Here is a 23,420-nt window from a genome sequence, read left to right on the forward strand (position 1 = left end):
TGCGCTCCGATCTCTTAAGTAATTTCTTAAAACTTCTTAAGTTTGCGCGATCGCCCCACTCTCGTCAAAGGCGAATTTTCTTGCCAAGATAGGGGGGCTGCGGTGAACTTGGTCAAATTGATGGAATTGGAATGTTCAAATGATTTTCATTGACCGATCCCGCGTACCAAACCCGCTTGATCTCAAGACCGGGGTCGGCCAGCGCGCAGTGCAAGAAATTGAAGAATTCGCGCAGCAAATACAAGCGAGCGGCGCTAGGGGGGACCGCCCGAGTTTAAAGCAATACTCTCGCTCTGAGGTACGCGATGCATTGTATGCGCTATTTCACGGCAAATGCGCGTATTGCGAATGCAAGGTCGTTGGCGCGCCTTTGGACGTTGAGCACTTTCGTCCAAAAACCAATGTGACTGAAGCTCCTGATCACCCCGGATATTGGTGGTTGGCGAACTCTTGGGATAACCTTTTGAGTGCATGCGCGGACTGTAACCGGCAGCGAAATCATAGTATTGCTGGTGTAAAAGAGCGCACAATATTCGGTAAGGGAAGCCGTTTCCCACTCGCCGATGAAAAAACCCGCGTTTACACACCAGAAGGTGACCTGACCCAAGAACAGGCCTTGCTGATTGATCCAACTTCGGACCATCCCGAAGACCACCTTGCCTTTGACATGAACGGCATTGTTTATGGCGAAACGGACAAGGGAAATACCACGATCTCGGTTCTCGGGCTGAACCGACCGCATCTTGTGGCGGCCCGCCGTGATAGGCTCCGTCAATTCGAAGCGCTTCTGAAAGCAGCAAGAGGCGCCAGCGACTCCAAAGGCGTCGCTGAAGAGTTGGAAATGTATGTTTCTGATAAAGCGCCCTTTGCGGGCATGATGCGCCAATTGGTGCTAAGCAAACATATCCAGGACCTGATCCAACAGGCCTTGCAGGACGATTTTCAGACGCAGCTGGGTAGAATGGAAAGCCACGGGACAGAGCGCACCAACGAGACGACCGAGGATCGCGTCGGTCGCGCCCGTGCCTCACGCGAGGATTTCATATCGAGCAAATCCGGCTATTCCTTTGGAAGCGCGCAGGGGCTGGCCGATTTCCGAACCTTTCAACCTTTGATCGAACGGATCGAGCTCACCAACATTCGCGCCATTCGTAATCTGGATCTTGTCCTTGGTTCCGAAACACAAGACCTTCGATCGTGGCTTATGCTTCTTGGTGAAAATGGCACCGGCAAAAGCACGGTGTTGCAATCGGTGGCCTTGGCTCTGTCTGGTTATGACCAGGTGCAACGGCTGATTGAGGAAAAATGGATCGAACCCGGCGCTATGGTTCGCTCTGGATGCGATCATGGCCAAATCGCAGTGCGGCTAAGCGGATTTTCCGAGGCGCACATTTTGTCGGTCTATCCTGATCGGCTGGAGTTTCTCAGCCCGCAAGGCGACCAGATGACCATTTATGCGGATGGTCGTCGCTCCGGAACCGGATGGGAAGCGCAGACGTTGGTTCTGGCCTACGGCGCCACACGTCTGATGGCTGGCGGGGCCGAGATGGTCAAGGCCGGAGGACAGTATTCACGCATCGACAATCTGTTTCATTCCTTTGTCCCACTGATCGACGCCCAAACCTGGCTGCTGGGGCTGGACGACATGCGATACCAAACGGCCTGCGACATCCTGCGGGATCTGCTTGATCTCGATGAGTCCGCCAAGATCGAACCCAATGAGGACCGCACCGAAATTGTCATCAAATGGCCCGGTGAAACCGTCCGCATGAAAGACTTAAGCGACGGTTTTCGTACAGTTCTGGCGATGGCCGCAGATATGCTGGATGTGCTGTCGCGGATCTGGCCGGATTTGAGCGAAGCTGTGGGCGTCGTTCTGGTGGACGAGCTTGACTCCCATCTTCACCCGACGTGGCAGATGAAGATTGTGAGCGCACTGCGCAAGGCATTGGGCGGGGTGCAATTTTTGGCGACAACGCACCAGCCGCTTTGCCTACGCGGCCTAACCGAAGGTGAAGTCGTCGTGATGCGCCGCGATCAGGAAGGGCTTATCGATCCGCTGACCGACCTGCCATCGCCTGCGGAACTGCGCGTGGATCAGCTTTTGACCTCTGATTTCTTTGGTCTGAAATCGACCATCGACCCGGATGTCGAAGCTATGTTCGACCAGTACTATGCGTTGTTGGCGCTTTCAGAACTGACTGAGGCGCAAGAGGCAGAACGTTCGCAGTTGGAAGAGGCCCTGAAATCCCGCCAGCAAATGGGCAATTCGCAGCGCGAAACCCTGTTCTATTCCGCCATCGACAAGCTGCTGGCCCAACAGGACACCAGCGCGCGCCAGGCGCCACAAGCCCTGGAACAGGAGGTCGCCGACCAGATCGGCTCAATGTGGCAAAACGCGCTGCGCAACGCGGGGATTAGGCGATGATGAAGATCAACCGCAACCCCGCCACCCCTGATCTGCCTGTTTATAATCGTAACCGCACCAGGGCCCCCAAGGTCCCGCCCTATGAAAAAGAACGCGACGAGGCTTGCAACTTTTTCTCGGACCCGGCTCACTTTGCGGACAACAAAAAGATCACGGACAAGAAATCTCCCTCATTTACGGTCTACAAAAACAAGGGCTTGCGAACAGAACTGATCAAAGTCTTTGGCACCAAATGCGCCTATTGCGAAAGCGATTTTGGGGCGGTTACACCCAGTGACGTCGAGCATTTTCGCCCTAAGAACGAAATCACTTCGGGCGAGTTTGAGCTGAAGCCCGGCTATTATTGGCTCGCTGGGGATTGGACCAACCTTCTATTGTCCTGCGTGGATTGTAACCGCGCCCGCGAGCACAAAGTTGCGAATCAGCCGCAAACGCTGGTCCTTGGTAAAACCTCTCAATTTCCGTTGGCGGATGAGAACGTCCGAGTTCGACATCACGAAAGCCAGATCGATCTAGAAGCGCCATCCCAGCTTTTGATTGATCCTTGTGAGGACGATCCCGAGGAGCATCTCGAGTTTTTTCCCGATGGCACGGTGCGCGCAAGGGTTCGAAACGGGGTCGCCTCCCCCAGAGGCGAAGCATCGATCTATGTTTATGCGCTGCTCCGTCATGAGCTGGTGATCAAGCGCAAGGCGGCTTTGGATCGACTGGACATCGCCGTCACTCACCTGGAAAAGCAAGTGGCTTTCCGAGCGCAGCTTAGTGCTGTGGTAGATGACCCTGTGTTTTTGGCCCAGCAGGACGAACTGGTGGAAGACGCACTTGCCGGTGTCGCCTCAATGTTCAGCCCGCAAGAGGAGTATCTTGCCGCCAAACGTGATTGGGTCCGTAGTTCGGAAGCCGCAGGAAAGTTTGATACCTTGCGCGAGGTACAGATCGAGCCAATGGACCTCATCACTTAGCAGCCGGGTTTTGGGAATAGCTGAGAAATGCAGCAAACTTAGGCCCAGAAGCAAGTCTGAGAATATTGTTGCCGCCCCAATAACTCCAAGCGGACAAACATTTCTGTGATGACGGGAGCAAAGGCAAGGCTATCGCTCATTCATGGCACTACATTGTGGTGATAATGAGTTTTAGCGAAGGTATGATTGCGCACCTAATTTTTTATGGGGGGCTGCGGTCGCACAACGCCTACACCAGCCGTTCAAATTGTAAACACCAATGGCAGAAAAGTCCGCCGATCAAACATTGAAATGATCAGTTTTTTTGCTTTCCTAGCCAATGTCGGGAAAGCGGGATGCGATCGCAGCAAACAGCACTCGGGTTGTAGGTCCGCAAAGGGCCGGGAGCAGCGAAGGTCAGCAACGAGCCAGAGCGGTCTCCACATGGCCATTTGCATCTGGCCGCTTGTCATTTAGGTTTAGCCGCATTCGTTATCCGTCAAAGGAATTTCTCATGCCGCGCTATTGGTGGGTCAATCAAAACCAAACTTACAAAGCCGAGATTGGCTGCGGCTACATGTGGTCGCTTAAAACCAACAAAGATGGCGGTTTTAACCAGTTCTATCGAAACATGACTAAGGTCAGCTTGGGCGACATCGTATTCTCGTTTGCAGACACCTTCATAAAGACCGTTGGTGTGGTTTCGTCAATGGCCCGTTCGGCGGAGAAACCCAAGGAGTTTGGAAAAGCCGGTGACGCATGGGATACAGATGGGTGGTTGGTGCAAGAAGACTACGAAGAGCTCAACAACCCAATGAAGCCAAGGGCACACATGGATGTACTAGCGCAACTCCTGCCCAAGAGATACTCGCCAATTCGCGCTGATGGCAGCGGTAACCAAGTCTATCTCGCTGAAATCCCGAAACCCATGGCCGAAGTCCTACTGTCGCTCATAGGCCAACAAGCTGATTTGACCCTTGAAGAGGGGCAAGCGCGCGAAATCCAGAACCGAACTGACATTGGGGTTACAGAAAAGTACCAGCTTGTTAAGTCGCGTGTTGGTCAAGGTCAGTATCGAAAGAACCTAGAGCAACACGAGGTCGGATGTCGCATTACCAAGATCTCTGACGGCCGTTTCTTGACCGCGAGCCACATCAAACCTTGGTCGAAGAGCACCGACTTCGAAAAACTAGATGGTAACAATGGCCTACTTCTTTCCCCACACGTTGACCGCTTGTTCGACCGTGGCTACATCTCCTTCGAGGACAACGGCGCAATGATGATGAGCCCTTCGCTTCCGCCTGAGGTGGATTTGGCATGGGGCTTATCGGCAGTTCTTGAGAAGAGACCGCTTACAAAAGAGCAAGCATCCTATATGGCATATCATCGAACCAAGATCTTCCGCAAAACTTAGTTCCAATTTAACATTTGCAAGCAATGATGGCCGCGTCTGAGTGTTTGAGCCCCCCATCACCGAATTCGCAACCGCAGATAAAGTTTAGTTTAAGGTGCAGCATCGCAACATCGGTCAGGGAAGTTAAAAGTCCGGTATGGGACGCTAGTGACGGCGCGGAGCAGGTTTGCCATGTATGATCACCAAGATGTAGGCAATAAACATGTGCTTGAGTCTTTCACAAATTGATGCACAACTAATCCGGCCAGGACAGACACTAGTATTTGTCGATGAGACTGAGTTCCAAGGTCAAGAGGTTCCCGAGCTTGTCCCTGATCTTCGTGTTGTGGTGGGATTAGAAATAGCTTCTGACCACTATTCCGAAATTAGAAGCAGGATGATCGAGAGGCTCGAACGGCTTGGCGTAGGTGAATTTCACGCTGCAGAAATAGTAAACCCCAAGGGAAACTCCTCTTGGAGAAATGTCGAATACTATGAGAGGGTCGAAGCTCTCAGTCTATTGGGCGCGCTCATCGAGCAGGCCAATGCATCAATGCGTTACGCTTGGGTTTCGCATGAAGACTACTCCGACATCCGATCTAGAATGCAAGGTTCTCGCCACGGAGACCCTCGACTTGACCGCAACACAGCGCTCAAACGATTTGCGCTCCGGTCGTTAGTGTTGGAACATCGAGAAGAAAATCGGCCGATTGCTATCTTGGTTGACCAGGATCGACCAAGAAATTCGATTGTGGTAGATCGAAGTGAAGATGTTCCTTGGTTGATTGGTGGTGGCATACTTACGGCTCCATCCCACCTCGTTCATGGAATTCAGATTGCAGATGCACTCGCTTACGGTATCGGGCGTTGGTTTCGTAAACGTGGCGGCTTCGACATGGGTACAGTATCAGAACTAGACAAGGCAGCCATCGGCCCACTAGCCGCATTAAACGGGCGATCCTCGTCTCTGTTTTGACTGCCAATACTGCAGCTTAGGTGAAGGTCTTCTTTGTAGGGCTGCATCGCAGCATCCGCTCACTGTAGTGAACGGCAGCCATTGGCCGATCACTCGAAGAGTTCAATTGAATGAATTGCTAGAACGCTGACCCAGCCCCTTGATCCGGGCCGTTTAGATGTAGAAACTGTTCCTGTTTCTTTCTCGTGATTAGGTTGCGGTCAAGGCCTGCTGAGCTGAGCCTTTGCGTAGCTCAGGCGAAGCAGGCCGGGTGGCACGGTTGAGATTGGCATAAACGGCTGGTGCCAGTCCGCCAAGTGATGTGTGTGGTCGTTGGGTGTTGTAGTCAATTCTCCAGTTTTCGATGATCTTTCTGGCTTCAGCGAGATTGCCGAGGATGTGTTCATTCAGGCATTCGTCCCGCAATCCTCCGTTGAACGACTCAACGAAGGCATTTTGCATGGGCTTCCCCGGAGCGATGTAGTGCCAGTTCACGCCAGTGTCCTGGCACCACCTCAGAACCGAGTGAGAGGTCATCTCCGTCCCGTTGTCAGAGACAACCATGTCAGGCTGACCACGGCGATGGACCAGATCATCCAGTTCACGGGTTAGCCGGGCCACAGACAATGAGCGATCTACGACGGTTGCCAGCGCCTCTCGTGTACAGTCATCTACAATGCACAGCACACGGAACCTTTGGCCGTCTTCAAAAGCATCAGAAACGAAGTCCAACGACCAACGCTGACTAGCGCGATCCGGCACCAGAATAGGTCTGCGTGTGCCTAAAGCTCGCTTTCTTGACCTTCTGCGACGCACGGCCAAACCTTCTTCACGATACAGACGGAAGAGCTTCTTGTGGTTCACTTCAAAGCTCTCTCTGGCCAGCAAAATGCCCAAGCGGCGATAGCCAAACCGGCGACGTTCATTCGCCAGTTCACGCAACCGCTTTCGCAGAGCATCATCGCCATGTCCTTGCTTCTGATACTGAAAGACAGACCTATGCAGGTCAGCCAATTCACACGCCCGACGCTCAGATAAGCCGTGCTGATCCATCACGTCACGCACGGCTCTTCGCTTCACATCAAGCGTCAGTAGTTTTTTGTCGCGAGATCCTTCAAAGCTGCATTGTCGAGCATCGCATCCGCCAACATGCGCTTCAGCTTGTTGTTCTCGTCCTCCAAAGCGCGCAACTTTTTGGCATCTGACACGTTCATTCCGCCAAACTTCGCTTTGTATTTGTAGAAAGTCGCATCGCTGATGCCATAGCGGCGGCACAGTTCTTGCGCCTTAACACCCGCTTCATATTCTTTGATCATTCCGATGATCTATTCGTCTGAAAATCTGCGTTTCTTAGTCCATCCTTTAATTGGACGGGTTACTAACACCTCAATGGCCGGATTTCAGGGGGCTGGGTCAAATCCAACACCAACATTCTTGCAAAGAACTTCGATCAAGTTCTTATAGCCAGACCTAACAACGAATTTTGAATTAAAATTTGACGTCATCTACAAACCCGTCTCCACTTGCGGAAGTAGCCAATAAGAATACAACTTGCGTAAACAATTTAGCGTTCAAGAGCCTCCCCGATCCCTATTTGATATCCGTACAATCCCACGTGCGGATCATGCTCTTTTCCAGAATACTCTTTCTTTGAGAATTTGGACAATGTAGATGACGGAAGCTCATGATGCAGTGTCTCAAAAAAGCTGTTCGACACAAAAATTGAGTTTCGGTTGGCATCTCCACAAAGGCGGGCAGCCAAAACAACACTTGGCCCTATCGCGCGCACCTGATCGGCTTCCGTTACCCAAACTGCGTCTTGTTGGTGTACACCCACAGAAATCCCCAGACCTTCTACCCCCAAATGAAGCTTCTTCTGTAAGGAAACACACTTAAGATTGATGTCTTGGATCATTTTCTCTGCGGTATGAAAGGCTCGTTTACGAGCCGAATCGATCTCGCCAAGCTGGGTAAAGTCAACAAAGTGACCGACAATGCCATCCCCGGTCTCTTTGTCAAAAAAGCCACCGAATTCAAAAATTGTTTCTTTGGCTATATCAACTATCGCTGTTAGGAAGGCAGAGTATTCGCCGACATATTCACTTGGAAGTTGCTCCAGAGCTCGGGTAGACTTCCTTAAATCAGCAACCAAAGACACTGTTGGAACTGGCCTGTATTCTAGGCGGTGACACTGTTCAGAGCCCAGCTGTTCCAATTCATACTTAATTGAACGCTGCCATGGCCACTCAAAACGTTTCTCACGATTCTCTGTGTCAGGTTTAAAGAGTTTCGTCTCGAGATGTGCTTTCACGAGCCGGTCAGGTTTGCTATCCAAAACCTTGTTCAGGTATCGCATTGGAGCGCTATTCGATAGTACCGAGCGCAATTGAAAATAGTCGCAATGGAAGGCCAAGCACTCCAATAGCGTGGATGAACTACTTCGGTCTTTAGAGCGTCCAGTTTGACCAGACTCGTCCTTATCGTAAAGACATGCAAGTATCAGATCATTACTCTCGTACCAATAAAGGTCGAAAGTGTCGCGGTCGGGACCAAGAAAATCTGTGGCTTCAGAAAACTTTCCTTCCCATATCATTCGAAGTTGTACGAACTTGGGTCGGACGCTACAGACATCCGATAACATAGAAGCCAATCGAAGCAATGAGGTCTCGTAGTTTTCACTTACCAGACTTTCAATACGCAATTGGGAAAGACCCCGGCACCAGAAATATACTAGATCTGCGCTACCACCGTTCCTAAGGTAACCAAAAACCGCATGTACGGTCTGTCCTCTGAATGACATATAGCTAAGCGGATCTTGAAGTTTCCCACCTCTAACGAGCTTTTTGCCCAGAGAACATTCGAAGTAGTCTCTCCAATCGCGAATACTTGCGCTTTCAGCACCGTTACAAGTTCCAGAAACCAGATTAACCACCGGTAAGACACCCCACGACCAATTCAGAAAGCAATTCGGCAAGTTCACTCTTGTGATCTTTACTTATTTTTCTGGGCATTTTCGGGCTAGAATAGTCGACACCATTTCCCTGATGGGCCGTAAACAGAACCGCCTGCTCAATATCTTCTAGATATCCGCGCAAAGAGTTTAGCGTTTCATCCACGGACACCGCGAGAGACGCTTGCCCTTCTTTAGGACGTAGCACATCGAGAATGAAAAATCGTTTTTTGGCAAGGTTGATCAATACTTCATCAGGGACAGTTGAAGGACCCACAAAAGTATACTCTATAAAACTTCCGTCATCGAGACCTGTGGCGATCGAAAAAGCTTGCCAACTCAAAGGTAGCTTCTTGTTTTCTTCAGTCAGCTTTGCAGTACTTTGACCAGAAATTTTAACTTTAGCGAATTTTACTTCTTTGGTTTGTTCATACCAATAGCTTTCTACTAAGTTCTTAACTAGATGCACGTAGTCAGTATACTCATGCCATTCGTCTTCAACATGCAAGATGGAAAGGATTTTGCTCATTTTAGTCCTCTCTAGAGGTGCCAGTTAGATACGGCATTTCGAAGAAGAACGTATTACCCTCGCCATCAATGTCTGGATGAAAGTCATGCGGTTCGAAATCCAAGACCGCCTCTGGCGACAACCACTTAAGAATACGGTAGGCAACAGGCAATCCCAAGCCAGTTCCCTGCCGTTGGTTGAGGTGGTCTTTTTGGACACCTCTGTAGCCTATACTAAACAGTTTATCTTTGCGTTTCGGGTCCAACTTTGGGCCAAAACTGGTGATTTCAAAGCGATATCGATCGTGTCTGTACTCTAAGAACCATCTCAACGTCTTTCCGACTTGCGTATACTTGACTGCATTATCAAATAGATTCAGCATCGCGATTTTTAGGGGGATTTCCTCTGAGTTCATTACGCCCTGGGGCGCCCCGACAGTTTTGTGGATAACCGTAAGGGACTTTGCTAGTCTCTGGTCCTCCACAGTCCTTAAGCAATCTGTAATTATCTCTGATATCTTATAATTCTTCCGGTTGACTGGTTCTGTCTCAAAATGGTCCAGGAGATACTTTCCGTTCTCCAAGATCAAATTGGCTTGACCTAGAGACCATATCGCGCGACGAACTTTCCGTCCAATAAGCGGGTCGTCCCTCAACGCTTCCCAATATTCTTTGTTTTTACTGCCACGCTCCCAGAGGGGTTCAAGTGTCTTGAGGTTGTTGTCGGCCGCGGCGAAGTGATGGATGACTGAGTGGCGAACTTGCACCAAGAAGGTGGCTCGATCATTCTCGTGTTCAACTTTCTGGAGACGAACATACAGTTCGCTGAACAAAAGAACCAAAGCCCTTAGAATCGACTCAGAGACCCGGTTTCGCCTTATCTCAGCTAATATTAGACGATCTGCACCAGCAGGTGTGGGCAGATAGAATTCGAACCAATACCTTCCACCGGATTCTTCCAATCCAAACTCAGCGTCCAGAATGGTTTCACCGCTCGCCTTGGCCCTAATTGTCGAAGACAGTCGGTCAAGGTATTCTGACGGAACTTTCTCGATCGGCTCGACGCATTCTGATCCTGTCTCGCTTAAACTTAGGCGCTCATCTTCAAAGTGGGCCTTGTAGCTGTGGACAGCCACAAGCGATTTGGTCAATTTCCGCAAGACTTTGAATAACCGAGAGGGATCTGTTGCGTCTGTTCCGCTATGCTCTCGTAGGTACTTCGACACGATTGTGTAGTTCTCGTCAAAAATGCAGGCCGCAGCATAATGACTCAAGTAACCAAACACGCCCGATGCGACTGCCAGATCGGTCTGGCTAAACTCATCTTGTAGGTATCCATCGACATTCTTTCCTATAAAGAGCAGGGAGACTTCGTTTGACTCCAAGGCTCCCTGTTCTTTTCTATCTGCGTTGAGATTGCCGAGGAACTCTTGGGACTGACTAAGCTTTTTACAAGAAAGCGGGAATGACGGTTGGAGCAAAGGAGCAATTATCATTTCAGTGCTTCTGTCCTGATCATTCTCCGTTATAGTAATCTGCCGTCGCTCAACTTTTCCCAATCGCATTGGGTCGGTCTCTCTCGTAAACCTGACCTCAACCTCTTCTTGATAAATTTCGTCCTGCTCTATCGATATATCGACCCAAGAAGACATGGAGTTTCTATTGCTGAAAACAAAGCGCTCGGCACCAATCAGGCGCCTGACCATGTCACCAATCTTCATAAGCGATAAGTCAATGTCCCCTTCTTTGCCTTCCAGTAGCTCTTGAGTATTTTTGATCGCATCAATAATTCTCTTATTTCGTCCTGCGGCCAAAATGGATGCGAACAAATCCATCGAAAGCAAGAACTGGGAGCCATCTACATTTGTTGGATTGCGTACCGCGAGAAAACCAAGGTTGTGGCTAGTAGACGAGGTAACAAAATCATCGTTTAAACCTCGTCCGCTGACAATTGGTAATACCTCGAACGATTGGCCATCTAGCCCGGCACTCTCCAAGCAGCGTTTTACTTCCAACTCAATTTCGTCATCACGTGCTGCACTCGAAGAGTGCCCATAGAGCTTCTCAATAGTACTTTCATCCAGTCCATAGGAGTAAGAACAGAGATAGTGCCTTTTGTCTTCAATCGTATCACCAAGCCACAGTATAGCAGCATCTGCATCCGATAGTTCGCACAGCTTTTTTAGTTGCTTAATGCGCTTTTGTGAAAGTGTTTCGTGCAAAAATACAGTTTCCGGATCTTCAAAAAGTTGGACACATCATGCAGCATTTTGTGCACTTGTCGATGAAAACCTGACATACCAACAAAAACTAGCCTTGAGCTCCAAGCTTACTCCACCTCTCGGCGTGTCCTTGAGCTTGGTTGATGGCCTCACCTGGCCATCTTGCTCATCATCGTTTTCCCAGAAAGCTCTCTGGGCTTCAGGTTTCCGAGCGCCGAAAGAGGTTTGTGGGTGTTGTAGCCTTCCTGCCAATCTTCCAGCGTCAATCTGGCCTCGTTCATCGAACTGAAGTTTATTTCATTCAGGCATTCGCCGCTCAGATTGCCTTTGAAGCTCTCGATAAATGCGCTCTGGGTTGGTTTCTCTGGCACGATGTAGTGCCAATCGATGCAGGTCTCCCGCCCCCATCTTAGCACCACCATGCTGGTGAACTCAGTGCCCTTGTCCTGAACGATGATACTTGGCACACCCATCTCTACAAGCAGCTGGTTCAACTTCCTCGTGACCCGAAGGCCCTATTGCGATGTTTCGACCACCAGCCCCAGGTTCTCATACCTGTGACAATCCACCACTATCACGATACTGAACCGGCGACCATCGATCAGCGTATCAGATACGAAATTGAAGCTCCAACGCTGGTGCGGCCCATCTGGAATCTCCTTCGGCTTTCGCGAGCCGAGAGTCCGCTTTCTACCTCTCTAGCGGCGTACTTGGGGTTGTTTTTCGCGATAGATCTGACGGAACGTCTTGTGGTTCACTCCTTGCCCGGCAAGCGATTTGCAAGGCAAATCTGCCAGAAGGGGCCAACACTGCCGTTCGGTCATCAGGTAAAGTCGTCGACAGCCACACCGTCGACGCTCATAGGCGACCTCCTTAATGGCATCGCGCAGGTCCGTATCATTAGAACGGCGCGATTGGAACCACTCCGTTGAACGCCCCACTTCCAGAGCAGAGCGTACCCGCCGCTGCTTCACCTGATGGACCTCTACCAGATGCGCCACCGCCGCCCGCGTAGCATCGGGCGTCACCACTTTTTTTGAGTTCACATCCAGCTGCATCGCGTTGTCGAGCATCTTTATAGCCAACAGCTTCTCAGCTTCGTTTTCTCGCCTTCCTGCGCTCGGGGCTTCTTCTCATCGGACGACTACTAACGCCATACTTGGACATTTTTTGCAGACGGTGCCTTTGCCGAGCCCGTAGCGCCTGCACACATTTGCCGCCTTTTCGCCAGCTTCCTGTTCCTTGATCATCAGGATGATCTGTTCGTCAGGGAGTCTCGCCTCATTTTCCGTCCTTCAAATGGGCGGACTCTACGCATCGTAGTGGATGGCAGAAATATCCAGATCGTTTTTTGGATCGGAATCGCGAAGACTTTAGTGACGTACGTTCCAACAGGAAAATGAACTAATATCAAACTACGTCTATTCAAAATGGAGGGTTTCCGCCTTGCCCTCTAGACATGACCAACTGAGTTCGCGCGTTTTCGCGCGTAAGGCGGTCCTAAATTTCCGAAAACGGTTCAAAAGCTGACGTGGGCTCCTCGAGCATTCGGGGCTTTGGGCTCGAAATCGCCAGTTGCTGTTGTGCTTCACTACAAAAATAGTTCGCTTAAAGCGCCATCACTCACGGCCCATTCCGGACCTTTGCCCTACTTCCAACTTGCTGAAGTCGCAGCTCGCTTTCCGGTCATTCGCCGCTCGAGCAAATTTGGAGATGATCGAACTCACAGCCTGCGGAACCTTGCTGCCGCTCGCTGCGGCTGCACACCCGACGAGAACCCACGCCCCGCTTTGCTGCAGTAAGTGACTTTTCGAACTCTGGTTGGGTTTCCGGAAACAGACCAAGGACCCATTAGCGATGACTGACATCTGAGCACACGGCGGCGCTCACTCGTTCAACTCAATGGCCACCAATATGTCGAACAGTAAACACGACGGTTGTTTCGTTGGGTCCACGTCTTTTCTTTCCACATATTGGTGCCGTCATTGCTAAACTTAGCCTTATCCAGCATGGTATCGTAAACTGTGTTAGTGATCCAAGTGGGTGTGTCAGACGACAGCGCAGATAGTTTGGCGGCATGATTGGCTGATTTTCCGATCCAAACTAAATCATTGTTATTTCGAATGCCAGCCTTAGCGACCATGACCTTTGACGTGTCGATACCCACCACGTGCCGCATAACGTATTTAGTATTGGGATATTGTACCTTTAACTGCGGCTGCACGATGTTTTTGACAGCCCAGTTGATCTTCAATCCACAACGAACTGCGTCAGTATTTTTTGTGCCTCCAAAAAATACTCCCATAACACGATCCCCATCGAAAGACCTGATATGGCCACCCTCGCTACGAATTATCTTTGTCGCGCACTGCAGAAAGGTTTTATAGTTTTCGGCTGCGAACCAGTCTTTGTAATTGTCTACCAGCTTAGTAGATTCGTCGAGATCAGCATATAAAATCGTAACCTCGATATCGACGGCGTCATTTCCTGACTTTAGATCTACGTCCTCTGGAACTTTCCGGCCATCCCGTCGAGCCCACAGCTCCGTGTATATTTTCTTAACGTCTGCTTCCAAATCAGCCTTGAGGCCCATCTCAGGTTTCCAAATTCAAGTGTGAATATCTCGGAGCCAGCGCAGAAGTCCGTTCAAAGAACTCTCTGCAAGCCTCTGCAATTTCTGGCTCCTCGCCTTGCTCCATGGCTTATAGCGTAACGAAGAAATACCTGCTAGGTCAGAGGGAACCTTAATGTCGCCCCCCCTTTTGAACTGCAAAGAATGATCCTTCTCACCCCTTGCACCTGCAAACAACCCCAGCTCAAAGACGGTGTTGTCACGTGGAGTCGCTTTTTCCACTCCCCTGCTTTCAACCCTGTCGTCGGCACTAAAGACCGCGACAGCGAAATCAGCCGTTTCAAGTTTCCCTTCCTGGCTCTCCATCGTTCCCTGCAAGGGCCTGAAAACACTATCCGTCCATACTTCGACGACGACTTCCTTTTCAACGAAAAATGATTGCAGGGCTTTCGCGATAGGGAGGGCTTCCGACGCGCATGCGACAAACATGAATGGCACCGGATTTGACGGCCGAATGTTTTTTGTTCGCTGTCTAAGCCGTTCGCCAAACTCTTTGGCAACTTGCCGCCAAATATCTGGAAATTGGGACGCGGTAGCGGTGAAGTGTTCTGCTGACACGACCAAACTAACCGTCGGCTCAGCCGCAGCCACTGATGCAGACCGTGGCTGAGACGGATCAAACAATACCCTCACCCACATGTTGACTGGCGTTTCGGTCCGCAACTTTGAATCCAGCGATACTAACGTACGCGCTTCCCGCAAGAATAGACACAATTTCGTTGGCCCAAAACCTCAGTCGACAGCCAATTGGCTGGTCCTGATGCCCCCCCCTGAGCACCGGACGAGGTCATAATTCGACAGCGCCCTCCGCTACGTAGAATCATTGCTCATCTTTCGGTCATGGTATGCGGAAAGACCTGCAAGCAGGAGAAGGGCAACAATGCTTCCAACCAAGGCGGCTGTCTTCATTTCTCCGCCAGCACTGAAATCTATCAACAAAGGAATCTTGGTACCTGTTCCATCAAAACTAAAAGCCCAGCTTGCCGACCCCCACGCTATTAGGCCAACAACCGCAAAACCGGAAAACCTAAACATGTTGCGGTATACAAGGTCTGGGTTAAGCAACAGCATAGCCACCAAGCCCAAAATTCCGACTAACAAAGTGCCAGCGCTCGACTGAAGCCAGCTAAACTCGCTCATCCAGAAAAGAAGTGCTGCCAATAACATAGATGCTAAGCTTACTGTGGCAGACAGCACATACCAAGGCATGCCTGTTTTTGTACTTTTCTGCCCAAGCTGAGCTATCTTGGATCGGTTCATCTTAGCTATGAAACGATTGAGGGCCTTCTCAAATTCCGGGCTAGCATCCCTTATCTTACGAAACTCTGCGCCAGAGATAACTCTCATCCGTACGGTTTCTGAAACAACTGATATGTCTGCTGTGCGAGGGTCGCCGGGTGTATTGGCCGCGAGTTCTCCGATATTGGACGGGGCGGACTTGGTATCAATTTCCTTGCCTTTTCGAGTGATTGAGACGTCGCCAAAGAGAAGGAAGAACACGTCGTCTTTTTCCTCCCCTTCGCAAATGATTTGGAAGCCTCTTTTACAGGTATGCATAGTCGAGGCTTCAAAGATTTTTTGCGCCAATTCATCACTATTGCCAACCAATTCGTTGCGCTTAAGAATCTCGATCTGTCGGTCAACTTCCGCTTGGGGAAGATCTGAGTTCTCTGTGATAATTGGTCGATGATCTATGCTCTTCTTCGTAAACACTCTTCTACCTCATCAAGATTCGACACCTCTAACTGAAAGCTGCTGACATTGCGCATCATTCCATTTTCTTCGAGGTCGTATGGGTTGAACCCATATTGGCGCAAAACATAAAATAGCAGAGCTTTAGTTGTCGAAACGCTCAACCTTCCAGATTGCATTTCATATTCATGTTCCAGTTGGGCTCGTCTCCATTCATTGAGCGCTCGCGCTGGGGAGAACTCAATTGTAACGCTATCAGCCCATTCGTCGTCGGCAGGAACCGGTTGATCGGGCAGAGGAGCTACTCTTGCGCGCGACATGCGTGTAAGAACATAGTCTCCAAAGCGCTGCTTCTCGAAGTGATACGCCCGAATGTGCCAACGATGCCCGTCACTTACTAATGCCGTTGGTGCCAACGTGCGCTCACTGTTGCTGCCAGAGCTAATTGAAGCATACTCGCAAAGGAGAGCGGATTCAGTATTGATCGCTTGCACTACAGCCTTCACCGTTACTTTGCTCAAGGGCCGCGAGGAAACTGATACCGTCGAAACCTGCGGTATGTTATTTATCCAGATTTCGCTTTCTGTCCTGTAATTCTTGGCGAGCATCTCAAGATGCATAAAATACTCAGATGCTTCACCTGAAATGAGCCTCGGCTTGAAGTTCGGATTCGCAGTGTATGCACGCTGTCTTGGGTCATAGTTCATGTTGCCTGGGCAGGCATCGAGGTAGGTAGTCAGATCGTTTGTCGCCTGTTGAGGTGAGATCGAAAATTGGTCCTGAAGCTGAGGACGACCGACTTTCCCGTCCCAGTTCAAGCAAAATTCAATGAACTCAAACCGCCTTCGAATGTTGCTCTTCAGGTTATGTAGTACTTCCACAGTGGCCTCCCCCAAGTTTCCAAAACACTAGCACCTTGACATTCACTTATGAAGCCCCATTTTATAGGAGTACCAAAGTTAATGTGAACTTGCTCCTATCTACTCAGGTGCGAGCAACTGGGAGGAGCTGCCATGTCCTGGCGACACCAAACAGCGCAAATGCGCATCAAAAAATTGATCGGGGATGCTCCCAAATTTAGCGTTCAAGATTTCAACGATTACATGCCTCTTTATGAGGCGCGCAGAACTGCTCTGATGGCTCAGAAACAAGCCGTTACTCCTCCACTTTTCAGCTTGGAGAAGGGCAAAGCAGTCGTCGTCGACACAGTTCAAATCTATATTGCGATCACCAACTACGACGAGTATCGCCTAGAAGAAGAGCGGGAGACTGAGGCGTCCCATGAGAAAGCACTCAGATTCCTGCATCTCCATTACAGCGCTGCAGATCGCGTGATCGAACAGTCATCTGCGCAGCGCGTGGATTTTCACGGCGGAAGAATGCATGCCGTGATCCTTGGGCAATCTGGACTAGGCGTAACTAGGGAAACCATCGCTGAGGCTTTTGCCTTTATCCATGACTTGCAACTGGTTGCGGATGAAGCAAACAGAACGCTTGCTGGCAACGAGTTTACCGCTCGTTTTCGGATCGGCGTGGATGTTGGGACATGCGTTGCCATCAACAACGGTACCAGCGGCGAGCAGGAACCAATGTTCTTGGGAAGTGCTGCTAACCATGCTGCGAAGCTGGCCGATGGCGATGAGCCAGGCGTATATGTTTCGGATCGGGTCAGAGCGCTTCTAAACGTACCAGAGCTTGGTGTTTTGGAGCGGTTTAGCGGGTTGGATCAGAACTTTGTCAGCCTTAACGCCGCTCGTAGAAGCGATGATGGAACCATCGTTTTTGGTGTCCAAGACGCAGTGAGTAAATCTACGGCACTGTTGTCTGATTGGCAGAGTGAAATTCACAACGGAACCATGCCGGACATCACCGACCCGTCGTTCAAGTTTTCCTATCAACAGCCACCACTTAGTGAAATCGACTACTCTGAGCTTTCTCCAAGCCGGAGCGTGCGGATGCCGCTGGTTTCGATGTTTGCAGACCTGTCTGGCTACACAAACTATGTCGATGAAGCCGTACAAGCTGGCAAGATTGCCGAAGCTGTGCTGGCTCTTTTTGTCATCAGGCAGGAGTTTCAGAATGTGGTGGAGGCTGATTTTGGAGGGCGAAAAGTGCGGTTCATCGGTGACTGCATCCACGCTGTGATTGCGGAAGGAGACCGATTGCAAGCAAACGAGCGAGAGAGTGTGTCGTTGGCTGCAAAATGCGCAGGAGGACTACGTTCATCTTTCGAGCTTTGCCAGCAAGAGTTGGATGGAATTGAAACTCTTGGTCTGGCCATTGGTGCTGAGCTTGGTCCAACCCCCATTACTAGAGTTGGCATAAGAGGGGAGCGTTCTGTTCGCCTCGTTTCCAGCGTTGCTTCCAGCAGGTCAGAGCAGATGCAGCAAGAATGCCCTGAAAATGGGACGTTGTTTGGTCCAAAGGCGCTTAAAGCCGCTCCCTCTGCCTTAAACGACATTTTTGATGAGCAAGGCTTTTCAAGTGACATGAACTTTGAAGATGTTACCACTTGTCTGTCTGAATTTACTCCTCCAGCGACTTCCACTCCCTTGTATGCGCGCGCTCACTCCACTTCAAACGTGAGCACTCCACGAGCGCACCTAAAGGCAAAATGAGTTCACTCAAACGACTGCTGGAAGCCAAGCCAGACTGGGCCCAATTAACAAATGAAGGAGCTGACGAGCTCGTATTCGTGGTGACCCCCTCTGGCTCACGCAAGACCCAACTGCGTACTTTCAAATTGAAAGTACGGTCGTATGGTCAGAACCGAGTTAGTGTGGAGGAGCAGCGCGCAGATGCTCAATTGCCGTTGTGTTGTGTTGAGCGCCATATCAATCCCGACGCAACCTTCTGCTTGGGCTATAATTCCGAAGCCCCGATTGAATCCGTAGAAAAAGCCGAGGATTGGTGGGCTAGCTTGCATTCCTACCTGAACAATCAGCGGTACGCTGAAAAGTTTGGGGTGTGGCCGCTAGCATCGGGATTAAGCCATGGCAGTGCAGCGATTGATCAGTTGAAAATGGAGGAGATAGCTAAGTCACTTGGTTGGCTTGACGAGGTGCGAACATCTATCTTTCGGGCCAAAGGGTGGTTATCGGGAGCACTACCGCGCCTCTCAAAAGATAAAGTTACACTTGTGAATGCAAGGTCGCCCTGTCCACGAGGATGTCGAAGAAAGCACAAGAAGCATAGAAAACTCTCTTGTGAAACTGATGAATGCTATGACGGGTGCAATAGAGTACATCAGGCGATTTTGCGGGCGGATTGCCCAAATCGCACGTCAGTGGAGCAACTGGTTCTGCTCGAACATAGTCGGCGCAAGGCTGAAGGTAAGTTGATTTCAGATCTCATCCAAACTGGAGTAAAGTGCTGTGGCACAATGAAAAACTGTCCGCTTCCTAAAGGTTAGAATGCAGCGTCTGCTTTGCGGAAATTTTACCGCAATATCAACAAGCTGGCTGCGGGTCCGAATTGGTCGAGGTTGGTCGGTATGAGTGCCGTTGCTGTCATAATTTTGCAACGAGTGCCATCTGCGCATTGCTGCCACTGATTTGGTTGCAGACCCAAGCAGCACTTCTTTGAATACCCTAACAAATGTTGCTAAAGTCAGGTCTAGAGAAGACGCATCGCAGCAATTCACGGCATCGGCAAGGTCCGACTTGACCGTTTTCTAAACTTTAAACAGCCAATTATCTTTGAATTGCTGATCGTGGAGTTGGCTGCTGCATGACAGGTATTGACCCATAACCTTTGAATGGCTGCCTTCCAAGATCAGAGGAGTGGCTCTCGCAGATGCAGCGAATGCACACAATCCGCCCTTTGGAGAGGATATTGTGCCCAAAACGACCTTTCGTGCAAAAAAGATCTACCGACCTCTGACAGCCCAAACTCGACGTTCGTTTCCCGCATGAGGCTTCCTTTGAAGTTGGAGATCCCGTGGTCACTTCGTTGTAGTTGAGGATTTGGATAGATTCATAGGTGTTTTTGCTTAGGTTGTAGATGATATCGAATTGAGGGAATTGTGGATTTGTTTGGTAGAAGACTTAAACGCCCGATAGAGGAAGTAGACACCCTAGAGCAGCAAGCTGAAATAAAAACCGAAGGCCCGATTATTCGCTCAGCAGATGATAAACTACGCAGGGTTGTTTTCGCTAAACGAATTGCTGACGTTCTGTCTCAAAAAGTTCTTGATGGCAGCCGAGTATATGCAATTCGCGGCCGTTGGGGCTATGGGAAAACCTCGCTGATGAACCTCATCACCGAACACATGGAGGGTGGCTTCTGGATCGAGTTTAATCCTTGGCGATGGGGTGATGCAGATGCTATTTCAAAAGCTCTCTTTCAAGAAATAGCAAACAAACTCAAGACTGGGCACTCCAAGGATGCCGTAAGGCGCTCTTTGCTATTCCGCCGATATGGGGCAATTATGACGGGCGCAGAGGGACCGTTAAAGGCAATCGGCGAGGCTACTGGAGCCTTAAAATTGGTGTTGGGTAGTACCGCCGTCGCTTCATTGGCTGGAGCCCTAAGTTTTGAAATCCCAACCTTGGCGACGACTGCAGCTATTATCGCAATCGCTGCACTGGTCATTCCTACTGTTGGTCAACTCTTGCTCTACTTCGGCAAGGACAAGTGGGCCGAACCAATCGAAGACATCCGGGACTCATTAGTAGAAAGCCTGCTGATCTTGGACAGACCGTTAATCGTCTTCGTTGATGACATAGATCGGCTCGAGGAAGAAGAAATACGAGGTCTTATCCGCCAGGTAAAAGCCAATGCAAACTTCCCCAACATTGTGTTCGTTTTATTGTTTCAGCAGAATGTCGTGGAGGCGGCGCTAAACCCGATCGCTAACGGAGATGGCCGTGAGTTTCTGGAAAAGATCGTTCAGATGAGTTTCGATTTGCCCGCTGTACCTAGCAGTACCGTACACCGCATCTTTACGGATGAACTTGCTCTATTGGCGAACCAATATGCAACCAGCGAAAACGGGTTTGAAGCCGTTCGGTGGGGTAATGTTCTGATAGGATGCATTCAACCATTCGTGAATAATTTGCGAGATGCCCGTAGATTGGTTTCTTCTCTGGCAACTCACATTCCACTACACGCTCAGAGCAATGGGCTTGAGGTTAATATTATTGATCTTATCGCATTGGAAACGCTACGAGTATTCGAGCCTGAATTCCATGCGGCACTCTTTAGCCGTCAAAATTTGGTAGCCGGTGCAAGCCCATTTCTGGGGGGCGTTAGTGAAGCGAAAAATCGAGAACAACTCGATGCACTGGTAGCTCTAGTCAGAGAAGATATGCGCGAAACCGCAACTACCGCTCTAAGGCAGTTGTTTCCTCAGACTGAGTCTGCTTTTGGTGGCCCAGATTATGGAGCGGAGTGGCAGCAGGAGTGGGCCATTTCAAAACGTGTGTGCAATCCACGTTTCTTCCCAAAATATTTCGAGCTTCAGCCACCGATCGGCGAACTCTCGTACGGAGAATTTCAAGATTTCGTTGCCGCCAGTAGTAGTGAGGAGCAACTCAAATCTATGATTGCCACAATTCGCGATAGGAAGATTGTTCCGTCGCTCGTCTCAATGCTGGATGAATTTGTGGGGCAATTGCCGACCGAAAACGCTTCAGTGCTTTTGCCGCTAATGTTCGAACTTGCGGAGGGAAATGCCAACAAAGAAGACCCAGACCCATTTAATACGACTTGGACGCAAGGGTGGCGTGCCGCAAGTTGGTACATCCGCTGTATTCCAGGAGCGAAGCGCGGCCAGCTGGCTCTCGATGCACTTAAATCAACCGGAGCTTTGCAAGTCGCTTCGCTCATCATCCACTTGAATGATCCGACCGACCGTCCAACTGGAAGGGAAGGATCACTTGAGCCAGTTCTGACGTCGGAAGAAGTACAGTCCTTAAAGGATGAATGGCTGCGTCAACTTCTCGAACTTGCAGAACGCCCAAGAGCGCTTCTTGAGCGCAGTGACCTGACCAACTTGCTCTATAGGTGGCGAGACTATGCCGACAGCTTGGATGAACCAAAGGCATGGGTTGAAGAAGTCGCTGCCGATGACCGCAATTTCTGCCTCTTTATAAAAAACACCATGCTGGTTGGGCAATCACAAACTGTAGGTGATCGAGTCGGTCGACGGACGGAAAGCTTTGAAAAATCGATCATTTCAGATTTTTACGGCGTCAAGGCGGCACATAGGCGTTTGGTCGAATTAGACAACACTGCAACAGCGCAGGAGTATTCGCATGAACTAGGAATTCTGCGTTTTTACATTGATGCATGGATGCGCGAAGAGGACGATGGTAAACAGGCCCATTTTGAAAGTTAGAAACGGTAGCTGACTTTGAGAAATTGAGCTACTCCCCGATGCTTGGACAGTTTCCGGCGGAAGTTAAGCTACTCTTTTCTCCTGCTGATCGGGTTGGGTTTCGTCTTTCCTCAGCCAATAGACCACGGCCGGGGGTTTACCGCAAAGGGCGAAATGGGGCGCTTGATATTGTAGAACTCGATCCGTTTGTCAACGCCGACTTTCGCACGGCCCCGGTCTCCCAGGCGTGCAGCTAGACGCTTTCGTATTTCAGGGACCGCCAGAGCCGTTCGACGAAGATGTTGTCGAGGAACCGGCCTTTGCCGTCCATTGAGATACGCACGCCGGATCGGCGCAGCCGGTCTGTCCAGGCAAAGGACGCGAACTGCCTGCCTTGATCGGCGTTCATGATCTCAGGCGGACCGAACTAGTGGATTGCTTCATTCAGCGCCTCGACGCGAAAGTCGGCTTCCAACGTGTGCGATATCCGACAAGCCAGCACCTTGCGGGTGTGCCAGTCCATGTTGGCGACCAGATACAAGAACCCACGCCGCAACGGCAGATATGTGATGTCGGCGGCCCAGACCTGATTGGGATGCGTCACGCGCAGACCGCGCTGCAGGTAGGGAAAATTCTTGTGCCTCTTCGCCGTCTTGCTGGTGTTGGGTTTCTGGTAGATCGGCATCAGGCCCATCAAACGCATCAACCGGCGGATATGCTTCTTATTCACCAGATGGCCCTCGTTGCGCAGGTGCCAGGTCATCTGCCGAACGCCAAAGAACCGTGTCTCAAGGAATTAATCATCAATCTGGCGCATGAGCGTGAGATTCATCGCCGTCTCGCCCTTGGGCTGGTAGTAAAATGACGACCGAGAGATCGACAGCAGCTTGCACTGTTTGCCGATCGACAGGTTGGTGTTTGCGGGCTCGACCATCTTGCACCTCACTTGCCGATCCACGGCTTGAGCTTTCGTGACAAAAAATCGTTAGCCATGGCCATCGCCTGCAGCTCCTTGACCTGCTCCTCGTCAATCTCAGGGACCTTCTTGCCACCGCGCTCGAAAACGCCAGACGCGCCTTCAAGCTGGGCTTTCTTCCAGCTGTGGATCATCGTCGGATGAACCCCGAACCGGCTCGCCAGTTCGGATACCCTCTGTTCGCTCTTCAACGCCTTTAGCGCCACCTTCACCTTGAACTCAGGCGAATGCTGCTTCCGTTTCGACATCTCTGATCTCCTCTTCGTCGAAGATCGGCAGACAACAAATCGTAGCTTAGGTCAGTGCCCCATTTTCGGGAGGCTACCCCCCCCATCAAAGCTCGGCCAGCCCCCCCCACCTAAAGCGCTCCGACACGGCGCCTGCGGGCCGCTCAGCGCCTCTCAT

General features: G+C 50.5%; 17 protein-coding genes and 1 pseudogene. 7 read left to right on the top strand and 11 right to left on the bottom strand.

Translation table 11 applies throughout. From position 1 onward, the window contains the following. Positions 1-139: 139 nt before the first annotated feature. From ABWV42_RS08455 to ABWV42_RS08470, 4 genes are all read left to right on the top strand, one after another. Positions 140-2,428, top strand: a complete 2,289-nt coding sequence (locus tag ABWV42_RS08455) for an AAA family ATPase (protein ID WP_353339734.1) — start codon at positions 140-142, stop codon at positions 2,426-2,428. Next, complete coding sequence (locus ABWV42_RS08460) at positions 2,425-3,390, top strand: HNH endonuclease family protein (RefSeq protein WP_353339735.1); 966 nt, start codon at positions 2,425-2,427, stop codon at positions 3,388-3,390. Before ABWV42_RS08455 ends, ABWV42_RS08460 begins: the two co-directional genes overlap by 4 nt. A 493-nt stretch (positions 3,391-3,883) precedes the next feature. Then, positions 3,884-4,783: an HNH endonuclease gene (locus ABWV42_RS08465; RefSeq protein WP_353339736.1), complete on the top strand. Its 900-nt coding sequence runs from the start codon at positions 3,884-3,886 to the stop codon at positions 4,781-4,783. 202 nt (positions 4,784-4,985) lie between these two features. Next, positions 4,986-5,738, top strand: coding sequence for a DUF3800 domain-containing protein (locus ABWV42_RS08470; RefSeq protein ID WP_353339737.1), 753 nt, complete (start codon positions 4,986-4,988; stop codon positions 5,736-5,738). Between the two features lie 189 nt (positions 5,739-5,927). On the opposite strand, the gene ABWV42_RS08475 is transcribed toward ABWV42_RS08470, so the two are convergent. The 10 genes from ABWV42_RS08475 to ABWV42_RS08520 all read right to left on the bottom strand — a co-directional run bounded on the left by ABWV42_RS08475 (position 5,928) and on the right by ABWV42_RS08520 (position 16,601). Further along, positions 5,928-7,033, bottom strand: a protein-coding gene (locus ABWV42_RS08475) for an IS3 family transposase (RefSeq protein ID WP_353339738.1) whose coding sequence is annotated in 2 segments (ribosomal slippage) — positions 5,928-6,823 and positions 6,823-7,033 — 1,107 coding nt in all. Because the reading frame shifts where the segments join, the coding sequence is not laid out codon by codon here. A 248-nt stretch (positions 7,034-7,281) separates the two neighbouring features. Then, positions 7,282-8,073, bottom strand: coding sequence for an adenylate/guanylate cyclase domain-containing protein (locus ABWV42_RS08480; protein WP_353339739.1), 792 nt, complete (start codon positions 8,071-8,073; stop codon positions 7,282-7,284). A 568-nt stretch (positions 8,074-8,641) separates the two neighbouring features. Then, the gene (locus ABWV42_RS08485) at positions 8,642-9,196 is read right to left on the bottom strand and encodes a hypothetical protein (protein ID WP_353339740.1); all 555 of its coding nucleotides are present in this window, start codon (positions 9,194-9,196) and stop codon (positions 8,642-8,644) included. 1 nt (position 9,197) lies between these two features. Then, complete coding sequence (locus ABWV42_RS08490) at positions 9,198-11,396, bottom strand: sensor histidine kinase (protein ID WP_353339741.1); 2,199 nt, start codon at positions 11,394-11,396, stop codon at positions 9,198-9,200. A gap of 149 nt (positions 11,397-11,545) precedes the next feature. After that, a complete protein-coding gene (locus ABWV42_RS08495; protein ID WP_353339742.1) occupies positions 11,546-11,890 on the bottom strand; it encodes an integrase core domain-containing protein in 345 nt (114 codons plus the stop codon). 204 nt (positions 11,891-12,094) lie between these two features. Further along, positions 12,095-12,469, bottom strand: a complete 375-nt coding sequence (locus ABWV42_RS08500) for a hypothetical protein (RefSeq protein ID WP_353339743.1) — start codon at positions 12,467-12,469, stop codon at positions 12,095-12,097. A gap of 821 nt (positions 12,470-13,290) precedes the next feature. Then, positions 13,291-13,989: an adenylate/guanylate cyclase domain-containing protein gene (locus ABWV42_RS08505; RefSeq protein ID WP_353339744.1), complete on the bottom strand. Its 699-nt coding sequence runs from the start codon at positions 13,987-13,989 to the stop codon at positions 13,291-13,293. Positions 13,990-14,004: 15 nt separating this feature from the next. Beyond that, positions 14,005-14,619, bottom strand: a complete 615-nt coding sequence (locus ABWV42_RS08510; RefSeq protein WP_353339745.1) for a TIR domain-containing protein — start codon at positions 14,617-14,619, stop codon at positions 14,005-14,007. Positions 14,620-14,838: 219 nt separating this feature from the next. Continuing rightward, a complete protein-coding gene (locus ABWV42_RS08515) occupies positions 14,839-15,741 on the bottom strand; it encodes a Crp/Fnr family transcriptional regulator (protein ID WP_353339746.1) in 903 nt (300 codons plus the stop codon). Beyond that, positions 15,720-16,601 carry a WYL domain-containing protein gene (locus ABWV42_RS08520; RefSeq protein ID WP_353339747.1) on the bottom strand — a complete coding sequence of 294 codons (882 nt, stop codon included), beginning with the start codon at positions 16,599-16,601 and terminating at the stop codon, positions 15,720-15,722. The genes ABWV42_RS08515 and ABWV42_RS08520 overlap by 22 nt, the downstream gene beginning before the upstream one ends. 132 nt (positions 16,602-16,733) lie before the next feature. On the opposite strand from ABWV42_RS08520, the gene ABWV42_RS08525 reads away from it, so the two are divergent. The 3 genes from ABWV42_RS08525 (at position 16,734) to ABWV42_RS08535 (ending at position 22,060) form a co-directional block, all read left to right on the top strand. Next, positions 16,734-18,338, top strand: coding sequence for a hypothetical protein (locus ABWV42_RS08525; protein ID WP_353339748.1), 1,605 nt, complete (start codon positions 16,734-16,736; stop codon positions 18,336-18,338). Next, complete coding sequence (locus tag ABWV42_RS08530; RefSeq protein WP_353339749.1) at positions 18,335-19,132, top strand: E2 domain-containing protein; 798 nt, start codon at positions 18,335-18,337, stop codon at positions 19,130-19,132. Before ABWV42_RS08525 ends, ABWV42_RS08530 begins: the two co-directional genes overlap by 4 nt. A gap of 612 nt (positions 19,133-19,744) precedes the next feature. Continuing rightward, on the top strand, positions 19,745-22,060 hold the full coding sequence (locus ABWV42_RS08535) for a KAP family P-loop NTPase fold protein (RefSeq protein WP_353339750.1): 2,316 nt from the start codon (positions 19,745-19,747) through the stop codon (positions 22,058-22,060). A gap of 63 nt (positions 22,061-22,123) precedes the next feature. Here the strand turns inward: ABWV42_RS08535 and ABWV42_RS08540 are convergent. After that, positions 22,124-23,263, bottom strand: a pseudogene (locus ABWV42_RS08540) (IS3 family transposase). Between the last annotated feature and the right edge of the window lie 157 nt (positions 23,264-23,420).

It is taken from the genome of Pelagimonas sp. KU-00592-HH (assembly GCF_040369695.1).
Lineage (GTDB): Bacteria > Pseudomonadota > Alphaproteobacteria > Rhodobacterales > Rhodobacteraceae > Shimia.